This is a genomic window from Epilithonimonas mollis, assembly GCF_900142325.1.
In the GTDB taxonomy this organism is placed as follows: Bacteria; Bacteroidota; Bacteroidia; order Flavobacteriales; family Weeksellaceae; genus Epilithonimonas; species Epilithonimonas mollis.
On sequence record NZ_FRAM01000001.1, the window covers coordinates 309011 to 334664 of the forward strand.

The 25654-nt window shown below is 38.5% G+C and carries 17 protein-coding genes; 9 read left to right on the top strand and 8 right to left on the bottom strand.

All coding sequences use genetic code 11. From position 1 onward, the window contains the following. Positions 1 to 367: 367 nt before the first annotated feature. Both BUA97_RS01330 and BUA97_RS01335 read left to right on the top strand, forming a co-directional pair. Positions 368 to 805: a DUF1896 domain-containing protein gene (locus BUA97_RS01330; protein ID WP_072996058.1), complete on the top strand. Its 438-nt coding sequence runs from the start codon at positions 368 to 370 to the stop codon at positions 803 to 805. Then, positions 792 to 6215 (top strand): N-6 DNA methylase, encoded by a 5424-nt coding sequence (locus tag BUA97_RS01335; RefSeq protein WP_072996060.1) that lies wholly within the window; start codon positions 792 to 794, stop codon positions 6213 to 6215. The genes BUA97_RS01330 and BUA97_RS01335 overlap by 14 nt, the downstream gene beginning before the upstream one ends. Before the next feature lie 69 nt (positions 6216 to 6284). On the opposite strand, the gene mobC is transcribed toward BUA97_RS01335, so the two are convergent. The 3 genes from mobC to mobA form a co-directional block, all read right to left on the bottom strand. Then, complete coding sequence (mobC, locus tag BUA97_RS01340) at positions 6285 to 8285, bottom strand: conjugal transfer protein MobC (RefSeq protein ID WP_070562173.1); 2001 nt, start codon at positions 8283 to 8285, stop codon at positions 6285 to 6287. A 102-nt stretch (positions 8286 to 8387) separates the two neighbouring features. Beyond that, the gene (gene mobB, locus BUA97_RS01345) at positions 8388 to 9668 is read right to left on the bottom strand and encodes a conjugal transfer protein MobB (RefSeq protein ID WP_072996062.1); all 1281 of its coding nucleotides are present in this window, start codon (positions 9666 to 9668) and stop codon (positions 8388 to 8390) included. A gap of 8 nt (positions 9669 to 9676) precedes the next feature. Further along, a complete protein-coding gene (gene mobA, locus BUA97_RS01350) occupies positions 9677 to 10108 on the bottom strand; it encodes a conjugal transfer protein MobA (RefSeq protein ID WP_072996064.1) in 432 nt (143 codons plus the stop codon). A gap of 701 nt (positions 10109 to 10809) precedes the next feature. On the opposite strand from mobA, the gene BUA97_RS01355 reads away from it, so the two are divergent. From BUA97_RS01355 to BUA97_RS01365, 3 genes are read left to right on the top strand one after another with little or no spacing between them, the layout of a single operon-like run. Continuing rightward, complete coding sequence (locus BUA97_RS01355; RefSeq protein WP_072996066.1) at positions 10810 to 11577, top strand: ParA family protein; 768 nt, start codon at positions 10810 to 10812, stop codon at positions 11575 to 11577. A 12-nt stretch (positions 11578 to 11589) separates the two neighbouring features. After that, a complete protein-coding gene (locus tag BUA97_RS01360; protein ID WP_072996068.1) occupies positions 11590 to 11994 on the top strand; it encodes a DUF3408 domain-containing protein in 405 nt (134 codons plus the stop codon). Between the two features lie 3 nt (positions 11995 to 11997). Continuing rightward, positions 11998 to 12633, top strand: a complete 636-nt coding sequence (locus tag BUA97_RS01365; protein ID WP_072996070.1) for a conjugal transfer protein TraD — start codon at positions 11998 to 12000, stop codon at positions 12631 to 12633. 28 nt (positions 12634 to 12661) lie between these two features. On the opposite strand, the gene BUA97_RS01370 is transcribed toward BUA97_RS01365, so the two are convergent. The 5 genes from BUA97_RS01370 to BUA97_RS01390 form a co-directional block, all read right to left on the bottom strand. Beyond that, positions 12662 to 14593, bottom strand: coding sequence for an ATP-dependent helicase (locus BUA97_RS01370; protein WP_072996072.1), 1932 nt, complete (start codon positions 14591 to 14593; stop codon positions 12662 to 12664). Then, positions 14575 to 16656 carry an ATP-dependent endonuclease gene (locus BUA97_RS01375; RefSeq protein ID WP_072996074.1) on the bottom strand — a complete coding sequence of 694 codons (2082 nt, stop codon included), beginning with the start codon at positions 16654 to 16656 and terminating at the stop codon, positions 14575 to 14577. Before BUA97_RS01375 ends, BUA97_RS01370 begins: the two co-directional genes overlap by 19 nt. Before the next feature lie 64 nt (positions 16657 to 16720). Continuing rightward, positions 16721 to 18337, bottom strand: coding sequence for an Eco57I restriction-modification methylase domain-containing protein (locus BUA97_RS01380; protein ID WP_072996076.1), 1617 nt, complete (start codon positions 18335 to 18337; stop codon positions 16721 to 16723). Then, positions 18324 to 21308, bottom strand: coding sequence for an Eco57I restriction-modification methylase domain-containing protein (locus tag BUA97_RS01385; protein WP_072996078.1), 2985 nt, complete (start codon positions 21306 to 21308; stop codon positions 18324 to 18326). The genes BUA97_RS01380 and BUA97_RS01385 overlap by 14 nt, the downstream gene beginning before the upstream one ends. After that, a complete protein-coding gene (locus BUA97_RS01390) occupies positions 21305 to 21631 on the bottom strand; it encodes a helix-turn-helix domain-containing protein (protein WP_245795780.1) in 327 nt (108 codons plus the stop codon). Before BUA97_RS01390 ends, BUA97_RS01385 begins: the two co-directional genes overlap by 4 nt. 211 nt (positions 21632 to 21842) lie before the next feature. On the opposite strand from BUA97_RS01390, the gene BUA97_RS01395 reads away from it, so the two are divergent. The 4 genes from BUA97_RS01395 to BUA97_RS01410 are packed head-to-tail and all read left to right on the top strand — an operon-like array spanning position 21843 to position 25654. Beyond that, positions 21843 to 22148, top strand: coding sequence for a DUF4134 domain-containing protein (locus BUA97_RS01395; RefSeq protein ID WP_026706465.1), 306 nt, complete (start codon positions 21843 to 21845; stop codon positions 22146 to 22148). An 11-nt stretch (positions 22149 to 22159) separates the two neighbouring features. Next, a complete protein-coding gene (locus tag BUA97_RS01400) occupies positions 22160 to 22492 on the top strand; it encodes a DUF4133 domain-containing protein (protein WP_072996080.1) in 333 nt (110 codons plus the stop codon). Then, positions 22489 to 24993, top strand: coding sequence for a TraG family conjugative transposon ATPase (locus tag BUA97_RS01405; protein ID WP_072996082.1), 2505 nt, complete (start codon positions 22489 to 22491; stop codon positions 24991 to 24993). Before BUA97_RS01400 ends, BUA97_RS01405 begins: the two co-directional genes overlap by 4 nt. Before the next feature lie 28 nt (positions 24994 to 25021). Further along, complete coding sequence (locus BUA97_RS01410) at positions 25022 to 25654, top strand: DUF4141 domain-containing protein (protein WP_048499037.1); 633 nt, start codon at positions 25022 to 25024, stop codon at positions 25652 to 25654.

Genomic DNA, 25654 nt, shown 5'->3' on the forward strand with positions numbered 1-25654 from the left:
ATATGATTATCTGCGCATTAAAAAATCAGAAGATTTTATGCATTAATTGCTCGTTTTGTCGAGCTTGTCTTTTTGAGAAAGACACAGATAATATGTTAATTAGTAAATCAGACTACAAAGATAGAGATTCTGAATTAATTTTTTCGAGTTCGAGTTTTTTTTATTACATGTAATCTTTAAATATAAGCAATGCGTATATTTTATATGCAAACTTAAAAAGCTCATTTGTCAACCACAAAAATACGAATTAATTCCTCCTTCATTTACGAACTTACGCCAAACTCTTCCTCTCAAAGCCAAACCCTACCACTTTAACAAAGGCTCTTCTAAACTGCTATAATTTTAAAATTCTAAACAAAATTATAGTATGGATACACAACAAAAAGACCTATCGTATTTCAGGTTACGACTGCAAGGGTTATTAAACACCAGCTTTCCCGAAAAAGCATACGACCAAAAGTTTATAGACCAGCGTTCCTCGTGGGCCGCCAATGCCTACGAGGGTGCTTTTCGTTCTGGAAATACTATTGAGCAATGCAACGAAATAGCCAATTATATCCTGTTTGAAAAACTGCATTTCTCCAAATTCGATACCGTGTTTCAGGTGGTATGCAATGAGTTCGACTCTATAATGGCAGACGAGGAACTGCGACCGTTTGCCCTTAAAATGTTCCCAGTTTGCGAGCCTGTTTTCTCCAACTATAAACTAACCGATGACTTCGCATACGGTTATGAGTTTGACCTGCTCTATACCGAAATAACAGGAACCATCGCTATATGGATAACCGAAAATGGGCTTCAGTAAAAAGCAACATCTCCAACAGAATATTAATGCCCTGCGAATTGCTTTTAAACTGGAAAAGGAGAAACGACAAGCCACCGTAGGCGAAAGACTGCTAATGATGCAATACAGCGGATTTGGCGGTCTTAAATTCGTGTTGAACCCCATAGCGAACGAAATAGACATCAATAATTGGAGAAAAACAGAACACGACCTTTTCCCGATTACGCAGGAACTACACCAGCTACTCAAAGAAAATTCCGAAGACGAAAAGCAATACCGCAGGTATGTGGATAGTATGAAAAGCTCTGTACTGACAGCTTTTTATACACCGCCACAGGTCATAGATGCGGTTTCCTCCGTATTGCGTGAAAGCGGTCTGAACATCGATAAATTCCTCGAACCCTCCGCAGGTATCGGCTCATTCATACAATCCTTTTTGGAAAACCAACAAAGTGTTACCGCTTATGAAAAAGACTTGCTGACAGGCAAGATTTTAAAACGGCTTTATCCCGAAAGCAATATCCGTGTAAGTGGTTTTGAAGAAATCCCCGACAAGGAACAAAACAGCTATGATGTAATCGCCAGCAACATACCGTTTGGAGACACTTCCGTTTTTGACCTTTCCTATTCCCGAAGCAAGGACAGTGCAAAAGTACTGGCTGCCCGAAGCATACACAATTACTTTTTCCTGAAAGGTGCTGATATGCTCCGTGAGGGTGGTTTGTTGGCTTACATTACTTCGCAGGGCATTCTGAATAGCCCAAAGAACGAGCCGATACGCAGGGCGTTGATGCAGGATAATAATTTAGTTTCGGTTGTCCGCTTACCCAACAGCCTGTTTACGGAATATGCAGGTACGGAAGTCGGAAGCGACCTGATTATCCTGCAAAAGAATACGGCAAAACAAAATCTGACCGAAAGGGAAGATCTGTTTTGCCAAAGCAGGCAAACAGAATATAATACTCCGGGCAATGCACTCTTTCAGGACAATACAAGAATTGTACATACCGACCGGAAATTAGATACCGACCCTTACGGACAGCCTGCACTCATCTATATGCATAAAGGCGGGGTTGCCGGAATTGCCAAAGACCTCAAACGAATGCTTTCGGATGATTTTGGAAAACATCTGAATTTGAGTTTATATAAAGGCGAACTGAACGATGAGTCAATAACACAAATTCCCGCTACTCCCAAAGTTAGACCTCCAATTGTCGAACCTGTAACCATTCGGCAGGAAATACAACCTATATCAGTTCCGATAATAAATCGGGAAAGTCCGCAGGAATTAAAGCAACTAAGCATTTTTGACTTGTTTCAAAATATGGACGAACCTGTAATGGTTCTTGCTACGCCCAAAAGAACACCACAAGTTAAAAGACAAAGCACCAACAAGAGAAGAGGTGCAGTAGGTCGCCAACCTGACCTGTTCAGTAGTGCGATGCAGCAACCTTTTACGCCGCCTGTTACTAATAGAGCCACCAATGGAAATACATCTATCAATGGTAAAAAACAGGAAGCTATCGGCGACCTGTTTTCACAAATAAACGGGAATGGCCAAGCTGATAAGCCAGCCGTTCCCGATACCATTCCCGAATCTGCTACTTATAGTGGCGAACTGGAATCGTACCACCGTAACGATTGCCTTGTTGTGGATAATGGTTGGGTCGGTCATCTGCAAGATGTAGATACATCAGACGGTATGGCAGTTTTCCACCCTTTGCAGCTACCACCTTTACAAAGAGCAAGAGCCGAAGCGTACATAGCTGTACGTGATGTTTACCAAGAGCTTTACAATAAAGAGGCAACGTTGCAGACTGAACAAAAAGAAGAAAGGGAAAACCTTAACCTCCTTTATGATGCCTTTGTCAAAAGGTATGGAAACCTCAATAGTGCCAATAATATCAAGCTCATTAAAATGGATAGTTCCGGCAAGGAAATCCCTTATTTGGAGCGTGTCGTTGGTGGCGTGGTACACAAAGCGGATATATTCAGCCGTCCGGTAAGTTTCTCCACCTTAACAATAGCAACGGACAATCCCGAAGAAGCGTTAGCGGCTTCGCTGAACAAATATGGAAATGTGGATTTGGACTATATGTCCGAAATCAGCGGTATGACCGATGATGCTTTGAAAGAAGCATTACACAGTCGTATTTACTACAATCCTTTGCAAAAGGAATATGAAATAGCCGAACGCTGGGTTGCAGGAAACGTAGTAGAGAAAGCTCAAGAGGTACAGAACTACATTGAAAACAATCCCAATGATACCGAAGCCAAAACAAGCCTTACCGTTTTGGAAGAAGCCCGACCAAGACGAATTGAGTTTGAGGAACTCGATTTTAATTTAGGCGAACGCTGGATACCCACTGGTATTTATGCCCGCTTTGCTTCACATCTTTTTGATACGGACGTACTGGTTCATTATTCTGAAAGTTCGGATGACTTTTCAGTAAAGTGCGACCGTAAGAATTTGCATATATGGGAAAAATACGCTGTCAAAGCTGAAAGCCGGACGTTTGACGGGATTGCCTTGCTCAAACACGCCCTTGTCAATACCACCCCCGATATTACCAAAAAAATCACGGTTGGCGACCAAGAGGTCAAAGTACGGGATATGGAAGCCATACAAATGGCGAACACAAAGATTGACGAAATCCGTACCGCCTTTACCGAATGGCTCCACGCCCAAAACGATGGGTTTAAAAACAGGCTGACGGGCCAATACAACGACACTTTTAATTGTTTCGTCCGACCAAACTATGACGGAAGCCATCAGGATTTTCCGGGACTGGACCGCAAAGCATTGGGCATCGAAGACCTGTATTCAAGCCAAAAGGATACCGTTTGGATTATAAAGCTGAACAATGGTGCTATCTGCGACCACGAAGTAGGTGCAGGAAAAACGTTGGTAATGTGTACCGCCGCACAGGAAATGAAGCGTTTGGGATTGGCTCACAAGCCGATGATTATAGGGCTGAAAAGCAATGTTCACGAAATTGCCGAAGCCTACCGCACTGCTTACCCACACGCCAAAATCCTGTTTCCGGGCAAAGAAGATTTTACACCACAAAAACGTCAGCGGATATTTGGCGATATTAAAAATAACGATTGGGATTGTGTGATACTGACACACGACCAATTCGGGATGATACCGCAATCGCCCGAAATTCAAAAGGAAATCCTCGAAATAGAACTGGGCAGCGTGGAACGAAACCTCGATGCGTTACAATCGCAAGGCAAAGAAGTGACCAGAGGAATGCTTGCCGGAGTAATCAAGCGGAAAGAAAACCTTGAAGTCAAACTCAAAACCCTGCAACACGATATTGAAAACCGCAAAGATGATGTGGTAGATTTTAAAATGATGGGCATTGACCATTTGTTCGTAGATGAAAGTCATCAATTCAAAAACCTGATGTTCAACACACGGCATACGAGGGTTGCCGGATTGGGCAATGTGGACGGAAGCCAAAAGGCGATGAACTTGCTCTTTGCTATCCGTACCATTCAGGAACGCATCAATGCGGATATGGGGGCAACTTTCCTTTCTGGCACAACTATCAGTAATTCGTTGACGGAACTGTACTTATTATTCAAATACCTGCGACCAAGAGCATTGGAAAAACAGGGTATTCACTCTTTTGATGCGTGGGCAGCTATCTACGCAAGAAAAACGACCGATTATGAATTTTCGGTAGCGAACAATATCGTAGCCAAAGAGCGTTTCAGATACTTTATCAAAGTACCAGAGCTTGCCCAATTCTATTCTGAAATTACGGATTACCGAACAGCAAAGGATATAGGTATTGACCGCCCCAACAAGAACGAGGTACTTTACAATATACCGCCTACACCTGACCAGGAAGAATTTATCCAAAACCTGATGCAGTTTGCCAAAACAGGCGATGCGACCTTATTAGGAAGAGAACCTTTATCACAAAGTGAAGAAAAAGCAAAGATGCTCATCGCTACGGATTATGCCCGTAAAATGTCGCTTGATATGCGTATGGTAAGCGGTGCGTATGATGACCACCCCGACAACAAGGCTTCGCATTGTGCGGCAAACATTGCCAAGTACTACAACCAATACAACGCACAAAAAGGGACGCAGTTCGTTTTCTCTGATTTGGGAACATATAAGCCCAGCGAATGGAATGTGTACTCCGAAATCAAACGCAAGCTCGTGGAAGACCACGGCTTGCCTATGCACGAAGTCCGTTTTATACAGGAAGCCAAAAATGATAAACAGCGTAAGGAGCTTATCAAAGGAATGAACGAGGGAAAAATCCGTGTGCTGTTCGGTTCTACAAGTATGTTGGGCACAGGTGTCAATGCACAGAAAAGAGCCGTTGCCGTTCATCATCTGGATACGCCGTGGCGACCAAGCGACCTTGCCCAAAGGGATGGCAGAGCTGTTCGTAAAGGCAATGAGATTGCCAAATTCTTTGCAGACAATAAAGTAGATGTGATTATCTATGCTGTAGAAAAATCATTGGATAGCTATAAGTTTAACCTGCTGTACAATAAACAGCTATTCATTGACCAATTAAAAAACAATAATCTTGGCAAACGGACTATTGACGAGGGCAGTATGGACGAAAAATCAGGAATGAATTTTTCGGAATATGTGGCTATCCTTTCTGGAAATACCGACCTGTTGGATAAAGCCAAATTAGAAAAACAGATTGCCGGATTGGAAAGCGAAAAACAGGCGTTCAACCGTTCAAAGTATAGTGCGAAGTACAAATTGGAAGACTATAAGGCTGAACTTGATAAAGCCCAATCCCGCTTTGACCGAATGAGCCTTGATTGGAATAATCTGCAAGGGCGAATCAAAAAACGTTCGGACGGTACAATGGCAAATCCTGTACAGTTGGATGGTTTGCCGCCCAATGCGGATATCAAACAAATCGGTGCAAAACTCAATCAGCTTGCGGACAAAGCCCGTACAGGAGGTCAGTATGTAGAAATTGGCAGCTTGTACGGATTTACTTTGTTGGTCAAAACCGAAATGTCTGAAAAAGAAGGCTTGGATATTCGGATAAACCGTTTCTTGGTTGAAGGCGAAGGAAACATAAAATATACTTACAATAATGGTATCATTGCCAAAGATGAAAAATTAGCGTCCTTGAATTTCCTTAATGCGTTGGAAAAACTACCTGCTTATATCGAACAGGAACAAAAGAAAATTACTGAAACACAAAAAGACCTGCCTGTTCTTCATGAAGTGGTAAACGGTACGTGGTCTAAGGAAAACCGATTGAGTGAACTCAAAACAGAACTGGCTGCCGTTGAGCGGAAGATACAATTGTCTATCTCGCCTGAAACTAAAGAAGAACCACTGGAACAAACCGAAAAACAGAAAGAAGCCCCAAAGGTTTCTGAAAGTATTGTACAGACAAAAGGTATTCAATTACCCAGGGGTGTATTGTGACTTGTACTGTATTTGCAAAATAAAAAAGCTGGCAAATAATGACCAGCTTTTTTCATATACTTCCATTGGCTATTCTTTTTGTACCAAATGCTGCAAATTTGGGTCGTTTTTGATACGCTCCAATTCGGTTTCGATAATCTGTACAATGTCTTGTTTTATTTGACGGTAATTGCTTTCAATCTGTTGTTTCATTTTATCATCGCCCTGCTCATCTACAAAGGATAAAATATGCGGTATCTTTTGATAGGCTTTTGCTTCGGAAGCTACCTTTTCATTATTCACCACGATTTCAGCGTGAAATATTTTTTGTTCGATACGTTCATCGAAGTTATCTGATACAGATCCAACAAACATACCCTGAGTAAGCGTTGAAATTTTGGAAGCCGGAATAAGGCTGTCTAACTGTGTGGATATAGAAGTTGATTTATCGTTACGGTTAATAGTCAGACTTTGGCGTTTCTGCAACACTTTTCCGAACCTTTCCGAAAGGCTCTTTGCCGTTTCGCCAACCACCTGACCACTGAAAATATTACCTACTGTATTCTGAATAACTTTGCTCTCTTTGTCGCCGTAATCCCTTGTTAATTGCGAAAAATCCTGAAAGCCCAAACAAACTGCCACCTTATTACTTCTTGCCGTTGCGATAAGGTTATCCAGCCCTCTAAAGTAAATCGTGGGTAGCTCATCTATAATAACGGAACTCTTTAATTGCCCTTTTTTGTTGATGAGCTTTACAATTCTTGAATTGTACAAACCCAATGCAGCCGAATAAATATTCTGGCGGTCAGGATTATTACCTACACATAAAATCTTCGGCTCTTTTGGATTGTTGATGTCCAACGAAAAATCATCGCCTGTCATTACCCAATAGAGTTGCGGCGAAATCATTCTTGATAAAGGAATTTTTGCCGATGCTATTTGTCCTTGTAACTGATCTTGTGCCCCTCCTTGCCACGCATCCATAAAGGGAGACAGATAATTCTCCAAATCAGGATATGAAGTTAAAATAGTAAATACATCCGAATACTTTTTATTTAGCAATTCGATAGCGTGTGGGAAAGTGCAATACTTACCGTTCTGGTATATTTTCAGATACCAAATTATTGCTGCCAATAGGATAATTGGGCTTTCCACGAAAAAATCCCCTTGCTTCTGTATCCAGCTTCGATTAAGGTTCAGCATAATGGTATATGCTGCTTCATAAGCATCAGAAATGTCTGTCATAAAGTCGGGATTGAGTGGATTGCAACGGTGGCTCTTGCGTGGGTCATCAAAATTTATCACGTAGAATTTGGGCTGAACTTTGTACTTATCCCGATGCTTCAATAGATGATTGTAGGCAATGGTAGAAAGGTCGTCAAATTTGAAATCGTAGATGTACATTGAGAACCCTTTCTCAATCTGTTGCTTGATATAGTTGTTTACGATTGCGTACGATTTTCCTGAACCTGGAGTTCCCAACACAATCGAGGCTCGAAAAGGATTGACTATGTTAATCCAGCCATTGTTCCATTTTCCTTTGTAATAAAACTTTGTGGGAAGATTGACGGAGTATTCGTTTTCCATCAATTTAGTTTCCTGATGAAAACTCTCGTTCTCATTATTGAAAACATCATCCATCAGATTGGTACGGAGCAATCGGCCCATCCAAACTCCGGCTACCATTAAAAAGATATAACCTAAACTTGTGGTAAGGATATAAAGGATTGTGGCGGTGTTTATTGATAGCCTTAATAAAGGTGCATTCAGAAAAAACAGGATAAAGCCAATCCCCAAAGCCACATAAATTTTAGACCAGGTTATTTTATCATTCTTTACGCCTTTTGTACCTAAACAGCTTAATGCCAACATTACCAAGGCAAACAGTTTGGTATATAAGGTGTGCGAAAATAGTCCAGCCGTACGCTGAAAATTACCTAATATTTTGTTGATTACTTCTAAAGTCCAGTGACGTTCTATAAAGAAACCATAGCAGAACCAATAAAGGTGCATCAGTACCAAAAGGATACTTACTGCCCGCATAAAAGCCATTATTTTGGCTAAACCTCTTAAATCGTCTTCTCCCTGCATTATTTATTAGTTTTAATGTTCGGGCGTGAATTTAATGGCTCTAAATAGTTACTATAAGAATGTGGCAGTTAATGGCAGTGCGTGGCCGTGTTTGGCTTATTTCTATCTTTGACGTTTTCTTTTCTTCTTCATTTTGTTGGCAAAATCCTGTTCCTCGTAATCTTCGCCCCGGTCTTCGGGCAACAATCCACCTAACGCCTCAATCAAGCCGTCTTCGTGTTTTTCAGAAGTATTCAGGAAGTCGAACAAATGATGTGGTTCTTCAGTAGGTAGTTCTGCTTCATGAGGTCCTGATATTTTCGATTGTGGTTCAACAGGCTCTTTAATTTCCAGTTTGATATTATTGTTCCAACAATCATTAAATGTATTGGCAGAAAGTTCCTTTCCCAATCGTGAGCCGTTCCAAACCGTTTTAGAATTATGGTCTATAAAAGTTATTCCGTAAATACGTCCTGTGTCATTTCTACGAACCACTACATTAATGCCCTGTTCGCTTAACCATTTTTTAAAAGCCTGCTCATCACTTGTTGACTTTAGGGCAATGGTAACGGCAGCTTTAATGGTTGGCTTTGTCGGGTGAGCTTTTAAAGCCTCTTTATTTTTTGCAAAATGTAATTCCAAAGTCGGTAACCCTGCGTTCTTTCCGAAAAGCGAAGCCTTAAACGGATGCCCGGCTCTATCCCCTTTTGCATTTAAGGGAATGTACAGTAAACCTTGCCGTAACTGCCCCTGCAATTCACCCTCTACTTTTTCGGTGGTAACATTGAACAGGGAAAGCAGAGCATTGTATTCTCCCAAAGTTTGGCATTGATAATAGTTCGGCAGGTGTCGGACTACTGAAGCTATCTGACTTTTCACATCGCCTGCTTTATAATCTACCTGCCGGAAAACCTTGTCGTTCTGCCGATGCTCCTTTTCCGTTGCGGGTATCAAATCTTGTTTCCTTTCGAGTTCACGGCACACTTTCATAGACCGCATTTTTTCGAACTTGTCCGAAATCTTTTTGCCCTCCGCGTCCACACAAACTGATACAATATGGATATGACTGCGGTCAATATCAGTATGTTTAAAGACTATAAAAGGTTGTTCACCGTAACCCATTTCACGCATATACTTCTCTGCCATTTCCCTGAACTTGTCATCACTTACCTTGTCTTTTGGGTCGGGATTGAGTGAAATATGCAACGTATGTTTCTCGGTATTGCGGTTGGATATCAGGTAAGGTGCAAAAGATTGTGCTAATTGGGCAACGGAATAGAGGCCGTGAGGTGTTTCTATCATTTTATTGGTAAACAAAATTTTTCCGTTTTCATTTACCACTTTAAGATGATTGTACGCCAAAGCCCCGTGTAAATTTCCGCTTCTTCCGATTTTCGCTATCATTTCTAAGGCTATTTTTTCATATACTTCGCATCAAATTCTTCGGTTAGCTGAATGATTTTTTGGCATAGCATCGCCATTTCAGCCGTCTGTTTTTCCAATTTGTACAGGAATGCCGCGGCTTTTTTCTCGGAAAAATTCTTGTACAGCAGCTTTAAAATCTGGTTATAGTTTATACCTACGGAACGAAACTGGCTGTGAAAAGAAGTCAGTCGCATATAAAAATCAACCGTTCCCTTGTCAATTTTAACCGATTTCATTTCCTTACTAAACAGCAGGTAAATAATAAACTTTGCTTTATTGGGCATTCCCGATGCTTCAAAAAGCGATAAAAGTTTGGCGTTTTCTTCGTCCGTAAGGCGGAAAACGTGGCGGTGGATGCTTGGGTCGGTCTTAGCTCTCCGTCCGCCCTTATTCTGTTTTTTGTTATTGTTCTCGTTCATCACTAATTCATTTTAAATTCACACAAAAACGCTGACTTCGGAAAGACGTTTTTTAAGCTCCAAGCAGGGCAAGTTGTTTTGAGGCACTAACTCGGTTTCGAGTGCCTTAAAACACAACTTGCCGTGTTCCGTTGAACACAAAAATCCGCCCTGCGGGACGGATTAAATGTAACAGGGAAAAACGGCTCGATGCCGTTCCCGTTACCTTCCGTTTTGTCAAAAGACTTTTGCATAAATCCATTAATAAAAATCATTTTACAAAGTAAATACCTGTTTACGAAAGGTTTATACTGTATCGCAGTGCCAAACACTGCCTTTGAACGCCAAACACCGCCACAGCTCAATCAGCGGTTAAATCAATCGCTTTATTTGCCGTATAATTTTAGTGCAGGTAGTAAAAAATGTATCTAAACAAAGAAGAAAATCAGGTTTGCAAACAGGTAGTTTGGAATAAAAGCATAAGGTTTTAAAAGCATAAAACAATAAAAGTGTAAAAGCATAAAAGCGGTAAAGCAATTTACCTGTTGCAAGTTTTTCCACTTGCCAAAGAATGTACCTGACAAGGCAAAAATGAAAGCAAATACCTGTACAGGAAAGTACCCAAAAGAGAATGCAGGAATATAGGAATGAGGTTATAATCAGACAAACAAATATTCAATCCTGCAAAACAGATAAAGTGTGTAACAATAAATTTTTAAATAATGGAAACAACAAAGAAAACTTTAAAAATCAGCTTCTCCACCCAAAAGGGCGGTGTGGGAAAATCCACGATGACCACCTTGCTGGCAAGTGTGCTTCATTACCGTTTAGGTTTTAATGTACTGGTGATGGACTGCGACTTTCCACAACACAGCCTGACCAATATGCGTGAAAGGGATAAGAGAACCATAATGCAGAACGACTACCATAAAAAGGCAGCAATGAAGCAGTTTCAAACCATCAACAAAAAAGCGTACCCGATTATTAAATGCAAGGCTGAAACGGCTTTGGATAAAGCATCGGAATATACAAGCCAGTCGGTGGTTGAACCGGATGTGGTTTTCTTCGATCTGCCCGGAACAGCCAATACCAAAGGCGTACTGACTACCTTGAAAAAAATGGACTTTATCTTTTCGCCCATTACTGCCGATCGTTTGGTAGTGGAAAGTACATTGGGCTTTACCAAAGCCTTTCTCGGACTTCCCCAAACGGACGAGGGAAATCCCGAACAAGAGATGTGGCTATTTTGGAACCAAGTGGACGGGAGGGAAAGAACAGGATTGTATGATGCTTATCAAATTGTCATCAAAGAACTCAACCTACCCATAATGGAAACAAGAATAATGGACAGTAAACGTTTCCGAAAGGAAACAGAAGACACAGGCAGTTATGTGTTCCGATCAAGTTTGCTGCCTGCTGAACCACAGTTGATGAAAGCAACGAAAATGGATTTGTTTGTCGAGGAATTTTTAAAAATCACTCATCTATAAAAACAGTAAAGTATGGCTTCAAATAACAAAAACAACGATTTTGAAAAGCCCAATGTTGATGAGGAATACCTTATGAACATCATAAGCGGCGATGAGCTTGTAGCTCCACCGAGCAATAACAAAAAGCAGGATGTACCAAAGGAAACCAAGCCAAGGGAAAAAGCCCGTAACAGTTCATCAAAAAAAGCTGACTATGAGGAAACGTTTTTGGTTAATCGGTTTCCCTCGGGGCGTAACGGTAAGGTCGTTTACATACGCCCTGAATACCACGAAAGATTGCTCCGCATCGTTCAACTGACAAGGGAAGAAAGAACAACGCTCTACTCTTACATTGACAACATTCTCGAACATCATTTTAGGGAGTACGGTGAAGATATTACCGATTATTTCAACGAACATTTTAAACCTATTCTATAAGCTATGGAAATAGTAATTGTGATATGCCTACTCATAGTCATTGTCCTGCTATTGCAGGATAAAATTGTAATTCATAAAAGGTCGAAACAAGACCCTCCGCATAAAAAAGTCAACCCGAACTTACCCGATATTATGGGACAGCCCAAACCTGTAGAACGCCTTTCAGTGCTAAATACTGCCAATGAACGCCAAATTCAGGAACCCGAGATAAACCCCGCTAATTTAGATATTGAATACGACGAAAATGAAAACGTAAGTGTTCAAATTCCGCAGGAAGAGCTGGACGAAGTTTTCAGAAATATGCCTGATTTGGAGGAAGAGAAAGAAGAATGGAACAGGTACGGAATATCTGGTGGTGATAACGGTTTTGCCCAAGGGGTTACCTTTGAAGAACTAAGCTCCGTGGGGATGTTGCTCCAAAAAGAAGAATTGGAACCAGCCCAAAAGGAAACAGCGATAGCCATAGTTCAAAAAATACAGGGAACCGAATTATTCAGCCTATTGGAAAATTCTATGGAAGATGCTTCCCGAAAAATAGCCGAGCTTTTGGATAGCACCCTTTCATCTGAAACGGAAGCCCGTTCTTCCACTTTGCGGAAAAGTGATTTGAGTGATTTTGACATTGGGGAGTTTATATAGATTTCCCAATGTTTTTCTATGAATAAGTTTAACCAATATCAATTACGTTATTCTCTCCAAACCAGACTTTGGCTTTCGCTATTACATCTACATCTGGATTGTGGAAGAAAACTGCTAAATTTTCTTTAGCCCTTGTACAACAAACGTAAAATATTTTTTGGGTTCTATCCAATACACTAGCCGAACCTGTTTCTAAAAAAAGATTACCGAAGTTATAATTGTTCCATCCGCCATTATCAAGTATGACTAAGACATTGTCAAATTCTGCACCTTTGGTTTTGTGCTGTGTTGAAAATGGTGTTTGTCCTTCAAGGTATTCATATAGTTTTTGAAATTCACTAAATTTGACATCCTTCACTCGATTATATAAATATTCCTTATGCTCTTTAAAAGCAATTAGCTTATCATCAATCAAACAAATTCTCTTCTCATCAGCGTCATTAATGACTTTTTCAATTGTATTATCCCCAACATTCACAAGGCTTTCAATATTGTCTTTTAACGCTCTTTTACTTGCGATACTTGTTATTTTAAAATGATAATCTGTGGCTCTTAAAAACTGATTGTACTTTTTATTTTGATATAGAGAAATATTATTCTGAATTTTAAATAAGTGTTTTATAAGATTATCTCTTTTTGAACCTTTCTTGTTTTCGTCATCATTATCTTGCTTTTTATCATCAAGTAATTGGTCTTTGTCAACATACATTTTGGAAAATTCAGAATATTTTAATGATTTCGCATAATTATACAATTCAGCATTGCCATCAATAAAAACCTGCATTGTGTTTGTAGGACGAACTGCGTTCAGCTCTCTACCGTTTTTTCCTTGCTGTAATACTTCAATTACTTCTCCAAATGTATTTTCTAAAAAGTCAGTAGTAACATTGTTGTCTTTAATGTACTTCCTAATTCTATCTCTAAAACTTAATATGTGGTCTTTATCATAAATATCCATCAAAGTTCTAAAACCCGCTTTACCTGCTATTAAATTGTGAGTAAGATTAAGTTCTTTAGTTTCCTTTGAATTACTAAAATCCCAAGCATAATTAGTTTCTAGAAATGCTTCAATCTTGTTGATGTCTCCATCAGTTGAATGCAAAAATAAAACAGTGCCTTGCTTTATTACACCACCAGCCATATTAGGGGCTTTCGGGTCGGCTGATGGTTCTTGAGTTATACCATCAGTACGAAGTTGGTTCGCCAAATCAATAATATGTTTGGGATTTCTTCTATTTTGCTTCTTCGGAATTTCTTTTACTTCTTCTGCATCATCTCCTTTATAATCGTCTAAGTTACCGATACCATCTTCATAGATCGATTGCATAGCATCTCCAAAAAAACCTATAATATTCTTTCTTTCACTTTTCTTAAAATGTGTAAGAAATGTTTCTACAACAGCTTTACTCGTATCCTGATATTCATCAATGAATATGAATTTATATTTATCTTTTACGATGCTGCTAAGCTTGGGGTATTTTTCAAAAAGATAGTTGGCTACTATGAGTAATTCATCGTGAGAGATAATTCCGTCACGTATTCTAACAAACTCTTTATACTGAACACCATCAGGTAAATCATCATAATAGTTTTCCGGTACAGGATTGACTTCTTCAATTGAAATTCTGGCTACCTCCTCATTGTTTGCTAAGGAAATAAGTGCTTCTTTAAGCTCTTTTTGAAAATGTTTAATACTATCCCATAAGAAATCGTGTATCGTAGATACATTAAGATTTTTATGGTTTACCCTTTCTTCAATTTCTTTAACTGCTGCATTAGTATAAGTCATACAAGCAACCTTAGCCGTTGGATTTTCAGCAATTGCCTGCCTAATTACGTTTACTAAGGAGTAAGTCTTTCCACTGCCTGCACCTCCGCTTAATAGAAAGTTTCTGCCATTATCAATAGATTGAAAAATTTCCTGTACTTCTGGTTCTAAATTTAATCTTCCTTCAACCATAACAAACCATTTTTAATGTAAGCCGGAATATTCCAATTACTAAATTTTTCATCACTGTGGTATAAGATATCCAAGGCAAAATGTGTTTTCTTCTTAACACAATTTGCTGCTAAAAAATAAGGGCTTTTCGCATCATCATCAAAATCAGCAGCATTTTTTATACCGTGGAAAGTATCTTTATTTCCTTTTACGAATGCTCTATTTAGGTGTATAAAGGCATCTTCAAAACTTCTTGCGTGATAGGTGCTTTCTTCCTGTTGGTAACAGATACAAACTGTGGAACTCCCGACGATAATTGTTCTATTAGCAAGAGGTAAAGATTTTAAATCGTCCCAAGTTATAGCATTCAAGAAATGATTAATTGCTGAGTTACTTGATTTAGTGCCTTCATTTACAGGACACGCTGCCCATTCTTCTTGCCCTTTTGCATTTTGACCTGTTACCTTTATAGCATCTATATCTGTTAATATCACTGATTTAATACCCAAGAAGTCGATAAACTTCTCAAAGATTTGAGAATATGCCCCAACTTCGATAATTGATATATTTTGCGATAGAAGCGGTAAGAAGGTATCTCCATTTCCTTCAGCTTCTAAACGTGAAGCCTCTTCCAAATCAACTTTTCGCATAAAAGTTGGTATCAAAATTCTTTCTGTGTCTCCTTCAATAAGAACAGCTTTATCAGCAAAAAAGATTTCAGCTCTACTAATCGTTAGATATTGTTTTAAGAATTGATACTGTTTTGGGTCAGCATCATATTGAGTTCTTAAATCTTTCAGATTTTTTGCAGTTACGTTATTCTTTGCTATTGCTTTCAAATATTTAATATCATCGAAATCACTATCTGCGACAATGTGTGATGAATGCGTTGTGATTATGTACTGTAATGGTCTGTTTATACCATCATCTCTTTTTACACCTTCTCCAAGCAGTTTTTTTATATTTTTTATAAAGACATACTGCATTTGGGGATGGGTATGAGCTTCCGGTTCTTCTATAATGAGCAAATTAATATCTGCCGGCTTTTTGTCTTTATCTTTTTTGAAATCCTGGACTAAAATTTCAATTTCAAAAATCATACTTATTAGGTTCATATAACCTAAACCATTGTAATGCTCTGGTAACTTATGATCATCGTGAGTGTACACCACTGTAGTATTTCCTTCAAGCAATTCACGGTGTTGTAGTGTTGAAATAATTGCTATATCAGTATCATTCAACTTAACGCCACCAAAATCCTGCACCTTTTTTATTACATCTTTAAATAAGTCTTTGTAGATGTCACTTAATGTACTGTCGGTTTCTGAAAGCTGGTCTTTAAAATCTTCTGTAGCTTGGGTCTTATCACTACTATCTTCCTTCTTTTTATAAAGGCTTGAAGTTTGTTTTGAGAGCGTGTTTTCCTTTTCCTTATTTGTCACATCCCTTCTTGCACTAATGTACTTGAAGCTGATGATGTCCTTTAAATTAATATTTTCACTAATAAGGTCGATTGGTTTAGTTTCGGTAATCTCGTTTGTAGCAGTATCGTACTCAAAAGAGAATTTATGAATTTTAAAATAAGCTTCTAAGTTTTGTTTTAAAAAATCTTTTAATTCCCTGGGCTTATATTCTTTCTTCTTAACATTTTTGGCATTTTCACTGGTTGCGAAGACTGCATAGTCAGCTTTTATTCTTAAAAATTCATCATAAGTTACAGTGTATTCAAAACCTAAAACAATATTGTTATTGTCTGGGTCTAAATCCATCAATACTCTGCTAACATTAGATAAATCATCATTATCGTCATACTCAATATAAATTTTCAGTTTAATGCCTTTGGGTGGGTATTCATCTGGAACATCAGCTGACTTAATTAAATCTTCAAATTCGTTTTTAAAATCAATATTAAAGTCATCATAAGAAAATTTGCTTTTCTCATTTATAAATTTATCAAGAACTGACAGAATAGAAGTCTTTCCTGTATTGTTTTTCCCGATAACAAGAGAAAGTTCATTTTCAAGGTCCATTGAGAAAGTCTTCAGTAATCGAAAATTTTCAACTTCTATTTTTTTTATCTTCATAATAGTGGTTATAGTATTTGATTAGTTTATATTCTCATCTCCTTACTCTGATCTTTGCCCTTTATTATATTTTTTTTCCTCTATTTAACCTACGTTTAGACAATTTTTTCCAAATACTATGAGCCAAATCTATTTCCTTTTGCGTCAAGCCGTAATGCTGTTTTAAGATTACTTCATTAGTTATTTTTAATACCTCTTCAATGTCTGTTTTGTCTCGGATTAATTCATCAATTCTTGACAATATTTCTGCATTGTCTTTATTATATGGAAGTAATATTTTCTCTGCTTCATTGGGCATTAATTCTAATACGCCTCCTCCGTGACTTCGTCCTGAAACTTCTGTAAATGCTAATGAAAGCGAATTGTAATAACTTGCAGTCAATGCCTTAATATCGGTGTCAGGCTTTACAAAAACACGATGCATAGTATCTGTTGTGTAGGCTTCTGCTTCATTTATGATTAACCTTGGATAAAGGTTGTTTCGCCTGATAAACAAAGCATCCGAAATTTTTAACGACGGCACTACAAACCAATCATTTCTAATCCCTGTTTTATAACCTTTATGGATATTCAAACTTTCTCCGTGAGCAATATATTTCACTGCTCCGTTGTTTTGGTCAAGGTTTTGCCTGTCAGGAAACGCTAACAAATGTGCTTTGGCTTTGGAAAATTTATTCTTTTCCCAATCTTCTTTTGTGAAAATAACACTATTTACTTGCACACTTCTCCCCACCATCGGTTTGGCATAGTCGTAAAGATTATATTCTTCAACGGTAGTAAGCGGAACTGTAAAATAATTATTTGCTCCTGTAGTAATACCGACTTCAACCTTAGCGTACTTTCCAAGTGTTGCAATGTTTCTTTTCTTCGCAATGGTTTCTAAAAAGTCGATTTCTTCCTGTTCTAAAAAATAGAAAGTCCATTTATTGGATTTGAAATCAATTTTCTTTTGAGGACTTTTTAACCTTGCTGTGTCAAGCGTTTTTAATTCGTTTGCATCTTTTAATTCGATGTGTTCAATGTTGTGTTCCTGTGTTCCGTTCTTTTCGCAAAGCAATAAAACAACTTCTTGCTGAATATCAGGGAAAACCAATTTTTCAAAAGAAATGATATTGATTTTGTTGTAGAAATGAGCAAGGAATTTTCGCAATTGCAAAGCAAAGGAAACCTGTAAAATTTCTGCGGGTAAAACAAAACCGATTTTTCCTCCTTTGTCTTTTAACAATAAGGAAGAACCGACCACAAATGAAACCCAAGCGTTGGTTAATTTGGAATATTTTAAGTCTGCTCTAACAAAAATATTTTCTGCTTCTGCTTGCTGATTTCTGTCAAAAAACTGAAAGCGGATATAAGGTGGATTACCCACCACTAAATCAAAACGCTTTTCTGTGTTATTGCAGTAGGTATGAAAATCATCGTTGATTACCCGCTTGTTTTTAAGATCAATTTTATCGGCTTTTTTTGCTTCTACTTCGTCAAACTCAATGGCTGTAATGGAATTGTATTTTGATTTTAAATTCTTTAATTGTTTCAAAAAAACTCCATCGCCACAACTTGGTTCAAGTATGTCAAAATCGGCACTACCATTAATTCCCCAACGCAAAATAAACTCCGCAATGGGTTCAGGCGTATAAAATCCGCCCCTTAGTTTTTCAGCTGTTGCGTTTTCAATTAGTTTCATACAAATCTTTGATTAAAGGGATTAATAAATCGTCATCGCCTAAATCATATAATTTGGCTAACAGCTTTTCTAAATTTGCTTTTTCTCTTGTAAATTGTCCTTGTAACGGTGTCAAAGTCCTTTTGTTTCCTACATTCACGTCTATTTGGTCTTGTATGCGGATAAGTTCTTTTTGTGTTTCAACAATTTTGTCGTGAAGTGCTTTTTCTGTCGCATTCGCAAAGTCAATGGTGCGAATAGGCAAATTGTTGAGGACTTTAGTGCCTCTTGCAAAATAACTTCCTCTAAATACTTCGCCTGTTAAGATGACAAACCACTCAACATATTTTGAGTTTAGTATTGCCTGAATGTAATATGTGGAATAATCGAAATTATCAGGCATTGTAATTGCACAGTAACCTGCTGTTCCGCCCGATGTAAAAAGCGTTCCGTAATTATCTATTGCATATTTGTCGCCACTCGATAATACACCAAGTATTATCTTCTCTTTTTTATCCGAAATGCTTAGTCCTTGTTGTCTTCCGAAACGGTGCCATTCGTTTGCTGTTGCAGGTTCTGGTTTAATATCTCTTTTCGGATTGTTCAGAATTGCTCTATGTTTCTGTAAATAGTCAAAAGCAAGCGGATATTTCTTTTGAATTTCTGTTAGTGGAATTGCATCAATACCTTTTTTCGTGTTTTGGTAAGGATAAACAACTCTCGCATTCGGCTTGAAAGTTCTGTAGGTATATAGGTTGTCTTCTCCTGATGATGTTTGAAAATAAGGTTTGGTAATCGCCTTTTCAATTTTGTAATCAATTCCCTTTTTGGAAAAATAATAATGCTTCGCATCTTCTTTCGTTGGAATGAAGATGTAAATGTCATTAGCACTTGTTTGGATACCATTAAAAATATTTTCGCTACCAACTAAAGCAATCAGTTTGGAACTTTGAGCAATGATCTTGTTATAAGCATTGGTTAATTCGGGTGGAACTAAAACCCAGACTTCATTGTCTAATTCTTCAGTTTTCTTAGAAGCATATTTTACAGCTTCTGGTTCACGAACTTTCCAGCTTTTCAGGCTTTTTACTTCTGCATATTGAAAAGTTTTTTGCGATATTTTGTTTAAAATCAGCAAACAAGTATAAGTTGTTTTGTCTGCAAAAATCTGATTAGCACCAAAAGAAACGATTGAATGCAAATAACCTTTAGTTGAAAGCTCTTCTCTCAATTTTTTACCTGCACCAACCTTGGTAAACTTACTTGGAACAATATAACCTAAAACACCATCATTATTTAACAAGTTTATACCTTGTTCTAGGAACAAAAAGTATTTGTCAAACTGCTTATAAGCAGATGTATAATTTGCTTTGTAAAGTGGTAATTCAAGCGGTGTAATATTTTTCATATCCTCCGACTTCATATAAGGCGGATTACCAATAATTACATCAAAACGAAGCTTTGAAAAATCAAACGGATTGATGATTGTTTGGTTTTTCTTTTCAACTTGTGTTGGATTTAATAAACTATTTCCAAAGAAAATATTGATTGATAAATCAGGTAAAACTGGTTTGCTTGTGTTGGTAGATGATGTATTTTCATCTTCCAATAATTTGAGCAATAAGCCAAATTTTGCAGCTTCTACTGCATTGTAATCCTTATCAACTCCGTAAACACAATTCAATAATAGTTCTCTCTTTATTTTGAAAGGAAGTTTGTAAGTGTTGATATTTGTTTGAATAAGTTTTGTTTTGTCTGCTTTTAAATAGTAGTCAATTAAAATATCATTCAACAATTGAAAAAGTTCCAATAAAAATGCACCTGAACCGCAAGCGATGTCTGCAAATTTCAGTTTCAGAATTTCTTTGTCGGTCTTGTCCTTACATTTTGATAAAACCGTATTCCGCAAAATATCATTGATGATAAATGTTGGCGTAGTTACAATATCTCTATCCACATTTTCAGGCTTCTTTACCAATTCAACTATTCCGTTTAGTACAGTCAGTTTTTCAGATAAGAAAATCTCATAAATACTACCTAAGATGTCGGACGAAAATACGCTAAATGAGTACGGGCTTTCTGGATAATACAATTGCTTGATAATTGTCCAAAATGCAGAGCTAATATTTTCTACAATTTTATCTTTAAGTAACTGGTCAAATAATCCTGAATTATAGCGTTTGTCAGCTTGTTCAAATTTTTTGATTAATGCTTTAAAATCACTTTTGTTGGCAAAGGCTAAAAGCGTTTGATAATCTTCTAAATTTCTGTCTTCACAAACACGCAAGAACAAAATCCTATTCAAATAGCTTTGAACAATATCGTTTAATTCCTGCTCTTTTATTTTAGGGTCGTGTTTATATATCTCACTTCCTAATAACTTTCTCCATTCGTTAAATTGTTGTAGAAAAAGTGTATCAATTGAATATTGATTTAGTTTGTTTTCAATAGTTTGCCATTCGGTATCGAACGCACCTGAATACACTGCGTCCTTACCCAATAGGTTTTTGATTTCTTCAAACTTACTTTCATATTCGGTATAATGATATTTTTTGATTAATGCCTTATTGTAATTGTCGGTTTCATCGACTTTTACCGAAGTGTCGTAAATGATTAAGTATTCAAAGTTTGAAAGAACGGAAATTTTCAATTTGGCAGTAAAGCCGTACCGCCTTACTTGTTTAGCTGTTTCGTTACTTGCTTCAATTGCTACGCAAGGTTTTTTTGCTTCCAAAAAGAATTTCCTTTCAGAAAACAAGCGGAAAGTATAATCTGGTTTTTTTGAATGCTCGGAAGCATTTGCTTTTAATGCTTCTTCTAAAATTACTTCTCTTTCGTTAGTTGATTTTCCTGCATTATTTTTAATATCCCAGCCCAACAACTCGAAAAATGGGTCTAAGAAATCACTCCGAAGCAGTGTTTCGTTATACTTGTTTGTTAAGTAATATTTTCTGTCAGCAGAATATTTTTCTATGAGTTGGTTTATTGTCATTTCTTCTTATTCTGTTTTATATATTTTGCTCTTTCCTCTGCCACCTTCAGTGCTTTCATACCCAAATCTTCATCTTGAATTTCATATAGGATTTTGTCGCTTAGGAATGAAACCATTAGTTCATCGGAGTTACAGTGATATATATCTGCGAGTTTCAGTATTATCTCCTTTGTTATTTTCCGCTCCCCTCGTTCCATTTTGCTTAAAATAGCAACATCAATATCCAGTAAGGCTGCAACTTTCCGCAGAGGTAGTTCTCTTTCTTCTCGGATGTGTCTTAATTTTTCTCCTATTGTTTCTGTTGACATATTTTCTGTTGACATATTGTGTCAAATTTATGCAAATATTTCATAGCAATTCAAATTTTGGAAAAACTTTATTACGAAGTAATTAGAATTAAACCCAAAAAAGCCACTCACCGCCAAACAATTCCTCTGACTGCCAATTTGTTATAACGCCTTCATTTCTGAAACACCTTTGTCCCGAAAGCCTGCAAGGTGCGGGATAACAATAACAAATTAATGTGTTTCAATTATGGAAAAACAGAGAAAAAAAGTTTTGCTGGCAGCCGTGGCTATGCTGTCAGGAATTGGTGCTTTCGCACAGGGAAACGGTACAGCAGGTATCAACGAGGCTACCCAAATGGTAACGTCTTATTTCGACCCCGCAACCCAATTAATTTACGCCATAGGTGCAGTAGTCGGGTTAATCGGAGGTGTTAAGGTGTACAACAAATTCAGTTCGGGCGACCCCGACACGAGCAAAACGGCAGCAAGCTGGTTTGGTGCGTGTATCTTTTTAATCGTGGCAGCTACCATCCTGCGTTCATTCTTTCTTTAATTGTTTGCTTTATGAACAATTACAACATAAACAAAGGCATTGGAAGGACGGTGGAATTTAAAGGTTTGAAAGCACAATACCTGTTCATCTTCGCTGGCGGACTACTCGGTACGATCATTTTCGTGATGATACTATATATGACTGGCGTAAACTCTTACATCTGTCTTTTTCTCGGAGCAGGCGGTGCTTCGCTGATTGTGTGGCAGACCTTTTCGCTCAACCGAAAATACGGCGAACACGGATTAATGAAGATAGCTGCTAATAAAAGACATCCTCGATACATCATCTGTCGCAAGCCTGTACACCGCTATTTAAAATTCACATCTAAACAGAATGTAATATGAGAAATATATCTAAAACAACAACGCTGGAGAACAAATTTCCTTTGTTGGCGGTAGAAAACAACTGCATCCTATCTAAAGATGCAGATATTACCGCCTGCTTTGAGGTTCGTTTGCCGGAACTGTTTACTGTAGCTTCTGCGGAATATGAAGCCATTCATTCCGCCTGGCATAAGGCTATTAAAACTTTGCCTGATTTTACAGTTGTTCACAAGCAAGATTGGTATATCAAGGAAAATTATGCTCCCGATTTGGCAAAAGAAGGCCAGAGTTTTTTGGCTAAATCCTATCAACGCCATTTCAACGAGCGACCATTCTTAAATCACTATTGCTACCTGTTCCTAACCAAGACTACTAAGGAAAGAATGCGAATGCAAAGCAACTTCAGTTCGCTTTGCAAAGGTTCATTGATACCAAAGGAAATTAGGAATAAGGAAACAATATACCGCTTTATGGAAGCAGTGGCACAATTTGAACGTATCGTAAACGATAGCGGTTTCATAACCCTGAAACGTCTTACCGAAGATGACATTATCGGAACGGACGAAAAACAGGGATTATTGGAACAGTACCTTACGCTATCAAGGGAAGCTGGAACACCGATGCAGGACATCGCTCTCGGAACGGAAGAAGTCCGTATCGGGAACAAAAGGTTGAGCCTGCACACCTTGTCCGATACTGACGATTTACCCGGAATGGTATCGGCTGATACCCGTTTTGAAAAGCTATCTACCGACCGAAGTGATTGCCGTTTGTCATTCGCCGCACCTGTGGGCTTGTTGTTAAACTGCAACCACATTTACAACCAATATTTGTTTTTGGATAACAGCGAAGCCAGTCTACAAAAGTTTGAGAAGTCCGCAAGGAATATGCACTCACTGGCTCGTTACAGTCGTGCCAACCAAATCAACAAAGAGTGGATAGAAAAGTACCTAAACGAAGCCCACAGTTTTGGGCTATCTTCTGTTCGTGCTCACTTCAACATTATGGCGTGGTCGGATGATCCGGCAGAACTGAAACAGCTAAAAAATGATTGTGGAAGTGCTTTAGCATTGATGGAATGTAAACCCAGACACAACACTACGGATGTAGCAACATTGTACTGGGCAGGAATGCCGGGTAATGCAGGTGATTTTCCCGCAGAGGAAAGTTTTTACACTTTTATTGAGCCTGCATTGTGCTTTTTTACGGAAGAAACCAATTACCACAATTCGCCATCACCATTTGGTATCAAGATGGCTGACCGCCTGACTGGAAAGCCTATCCATTTGGATATTTCGGATTTGCCGATGAAACGTGGAATTATTACCAATCGTAACAAGTTCATACTCGGTCCATCGGGAAGTGGTAAATCTTTCTTCACAAACCATATGGTACGACAGTATTACGAGCAAGGCGCTCACGTTTTGCTTGTGGACACCGGAAATTCTTATCAAGGTTTGTGCGAACTCATTAAAGGTAAAACCAAAGGCGAAGACGGTGTTTACTTTACTTATACAGAAGACAACCCAATTGCCTTTAACCCTTTCTATACCGATGATGGCGTGTTCGACATTGAGAAGCGGGAAAGTATCAAGACTTTGATACTGACCTTATGGAAACGTGACGATGAGCCGCCAACCCGTTCTGAAGAAGTTGCCCTTTCCAATGCGGTAAGCGGTTATATCGAACGTATCAAAACGGAAGACGTTTACCCGTCATTCAACGGTTTCTATGAGTATGTAAAAGGCGACTACCGCAAGGTACTGGAAGAAAAGCAGGTCAGGGAAAAGGACTTTGACATTGCCAACTTCCTGAACGTACTCGAACCCTATTACAAGGGTGGCGAATATGATTACCTGCTGAACTCCAACAAGCAGTTAGACCTGCTTTCCAAACGCTTTATCGTGTTTGAGATTGATGCGATTAAAGACCACAAAATCCTCTTTCCCATTGTGACCATCATCATTATGGAGGTGTTCATCAACAAGATGCGCCGATTGAAAGGTATTCGTAAGCTCATCCTGATTGAAGAGGCTTGGAAAGCGATAGCCAAAGAAGGAATGGCAGAATACATCAAGTATTTGTTTAAGACCGTCCGCAAATTTTTCGGAGAAGCGATTGTCGTAACGCAAGAGGTCGATGATATTATCCAGTCGCCCATTGTCAAGGAAAGTATCATCAATAACTCCGACTGTAAAATCCTGCTTGACCAACGCAAGTATATGAACAAGTTTGATGATATACAGGCGATGTTGGGGCTTACGGACAAAGAGAAAGGGCAGGTACTTTCCATCAATATGAACAACGATGCAAGCCGACTTTACAAAGAGGTTTGGATTGGCTTAGGTGGTACGCACTCGGCAGTCTATGCCACCGAAGTTAGTTTGGAGGAATACCTCGCCTACACGACAGAAGAAACCGAAAAAATGGAAGTAATGCAGCTTGCTTCCGAACTGGATGGTAATGTAGAACTCGCCATTAAGCATATCGCAATGCAAAGGCGGGACAATTCAAATCAATAGTCATTAACAATTTAAAAATTCAGAAACAATGAAAAAAGTATTGTATCTGGTGTGTACGGCACTGATGCTCGCCGTAGCACCGTCAGCAAAAGCCCAGTGGGTTGTAACCGACCCGGCTAATTTGGCTTCGGGCATTATCAACTCTGCAAACGAAATCGTGCAGACTTCTTCCACCGTAAGCAACGTGATAAAGAACTTCAACGAAGTGAAAAAAGTTTACGACCAGGGCAAGGAATATTACGACAAGCTGAAAGCTATCAACAACCTTGTGAAAGATGCCCGTAAAGTGCAACAAACGGTATTGTTGGTAGGCGATGTTTCCGAAATGTACGTGAACAACTTCGGCAAGATGATGAACGACCCAAATTTCACACCGCAGGAACTGACCGCTATCGGCAACGGTTATTCGGCACTGCTCAATGAAAGTACCGAACTGCTGAAAGAACTGAAGCAGATTATAACCTCATCAAGCCTTTCGCTCAATGACAAAGAGCGTATGGATGTGATTGACCGTGTGTACAAAGAGGTAAAGGATTACCACAGCCTTGTACGCTACTACACCAACAAGAACATTTCTGTAAGCTACCTAAGAGCGAAAAAGAAAAACGATGCCCAAAGAGTGCTTGAACTCTACGGAACTGCTAACCAAAAATACTGGTAA

Bases quoted from the DNA above. Each gene is read 5' to 3' on its own strand.
- BUA97_RS01360 (WP_072996068.1), top strand. From the start codon at position 11,590: ATGGCTTCAAATAACAAAAACAACGATTTTGAAAAGCCCAATGTTGAT.
- BUA97_RS01400 (WP_072996080.1), top strand. From the start codon at position 22,160: ATGAACAATTACAACATAAACAAAGGCATTGGAAGGACGGTGGAATTT.
- BUA97_RS01410 (WP_048499037.1), top strand. From the start codon at position 25,022: ATGAAAAAAGTATTGTATCTGGTGTGTACGGCACTGATGCTCGCCGTA.
- BUA97_RS01380 (WP_072996076.1), bottom strand. From the start codon at position 18,337: ATGAAACTAATTGAAAACGCAACAGCTGAAAAACTAAGGGGCGGATTT.
- BUA97_RS01335 (WP_072996060.1), top strand. From the start codon at position 792: ATGGGCTTCAGTAAAAAGCAACATCTCCAACAGAATATTAATGCCCTG.
- BUA97_RS01375 (WP_072996074.1), bottom strand. From the start codon at position 16,656: ATGAAGATAAAAAAAATAGAAGTTGAAAATTTTCGATTACTGAAGACT.
- BUA97_RS01390 (WP_245795780.1), bottom strand. From the start codon at position 21,631: ATGTCAACAGAAAATATGTCAACAGAAACAATAGGAGAAAAATTAAGA.
- BUA97_RS01365 (WP_072996070.1), top strand. From the start codon at position 11,998: ATGGAAATAGTAATTGTGATATGCCTACTCATAGTCATTGTCCTGCTA.
- mobC (WP_070562173.1), bottom strand. From the start codon at position 8,285: ATGCAGGGAGAAGACGATTTAAGAGGTTTAGCCAAAATAATGGCTTTT.
- BUA97_RS01395 (WP_026706465.1), top strand. From the start codon at position 21,843: ATGGAAAAACAGAGAAAAAAAGTTTTGCTGGCAGCCGTGGCTATGCTG.
- mobB (WP_072996062.1), bottom strand. From the start codon at position 9,668: ATGATAGCGAAAATCGGAAGAAGCGGAAATTTACACGGGGCTTTGGCG.
- BUA97_RS01385 (WP_072996078.1), bottom strand. From the start codon at position 21,308: ATGACAATAAACCAACTCATAGAAAAATATTCTGCTGACAGAAAATAT.
- BUA97_RS01370 (WP_072996072.1), bottom strand. From the start codon at position 14,593: ATGGTTGAAGGAAGATTAAATTTAGAACCAGAAGTACAGGAAATTTTT.
- BUA97_RS01355 (WP_072996066.1), top strand. From the start codon at position 10,810: ATGGAAACAACAAAGAAAACTTTAAAAATCAGCTTCTCCACCCAAAAG.
- BUA97_RS01405 (WP_072996082.1), top strand. From the start codon at position 22,489: ATGAGAAATATATCTAAAACAACAACGCTGGAGAACAAATTTCCTTTG.
- BUA97_RS01330 (WP_072996058.1), top strand. From the start codon at position 368: ATGGATACACAACAAAAAGACCTATCGTATTTCAGGTTACGACTGCAA.
- mobA (WP_072996064.1), bottom strand. From the start codon at position 10,108: ATGAACGAGAACAATAACAAAAAACAGAATAAGGGCGGACGGAGAGCT.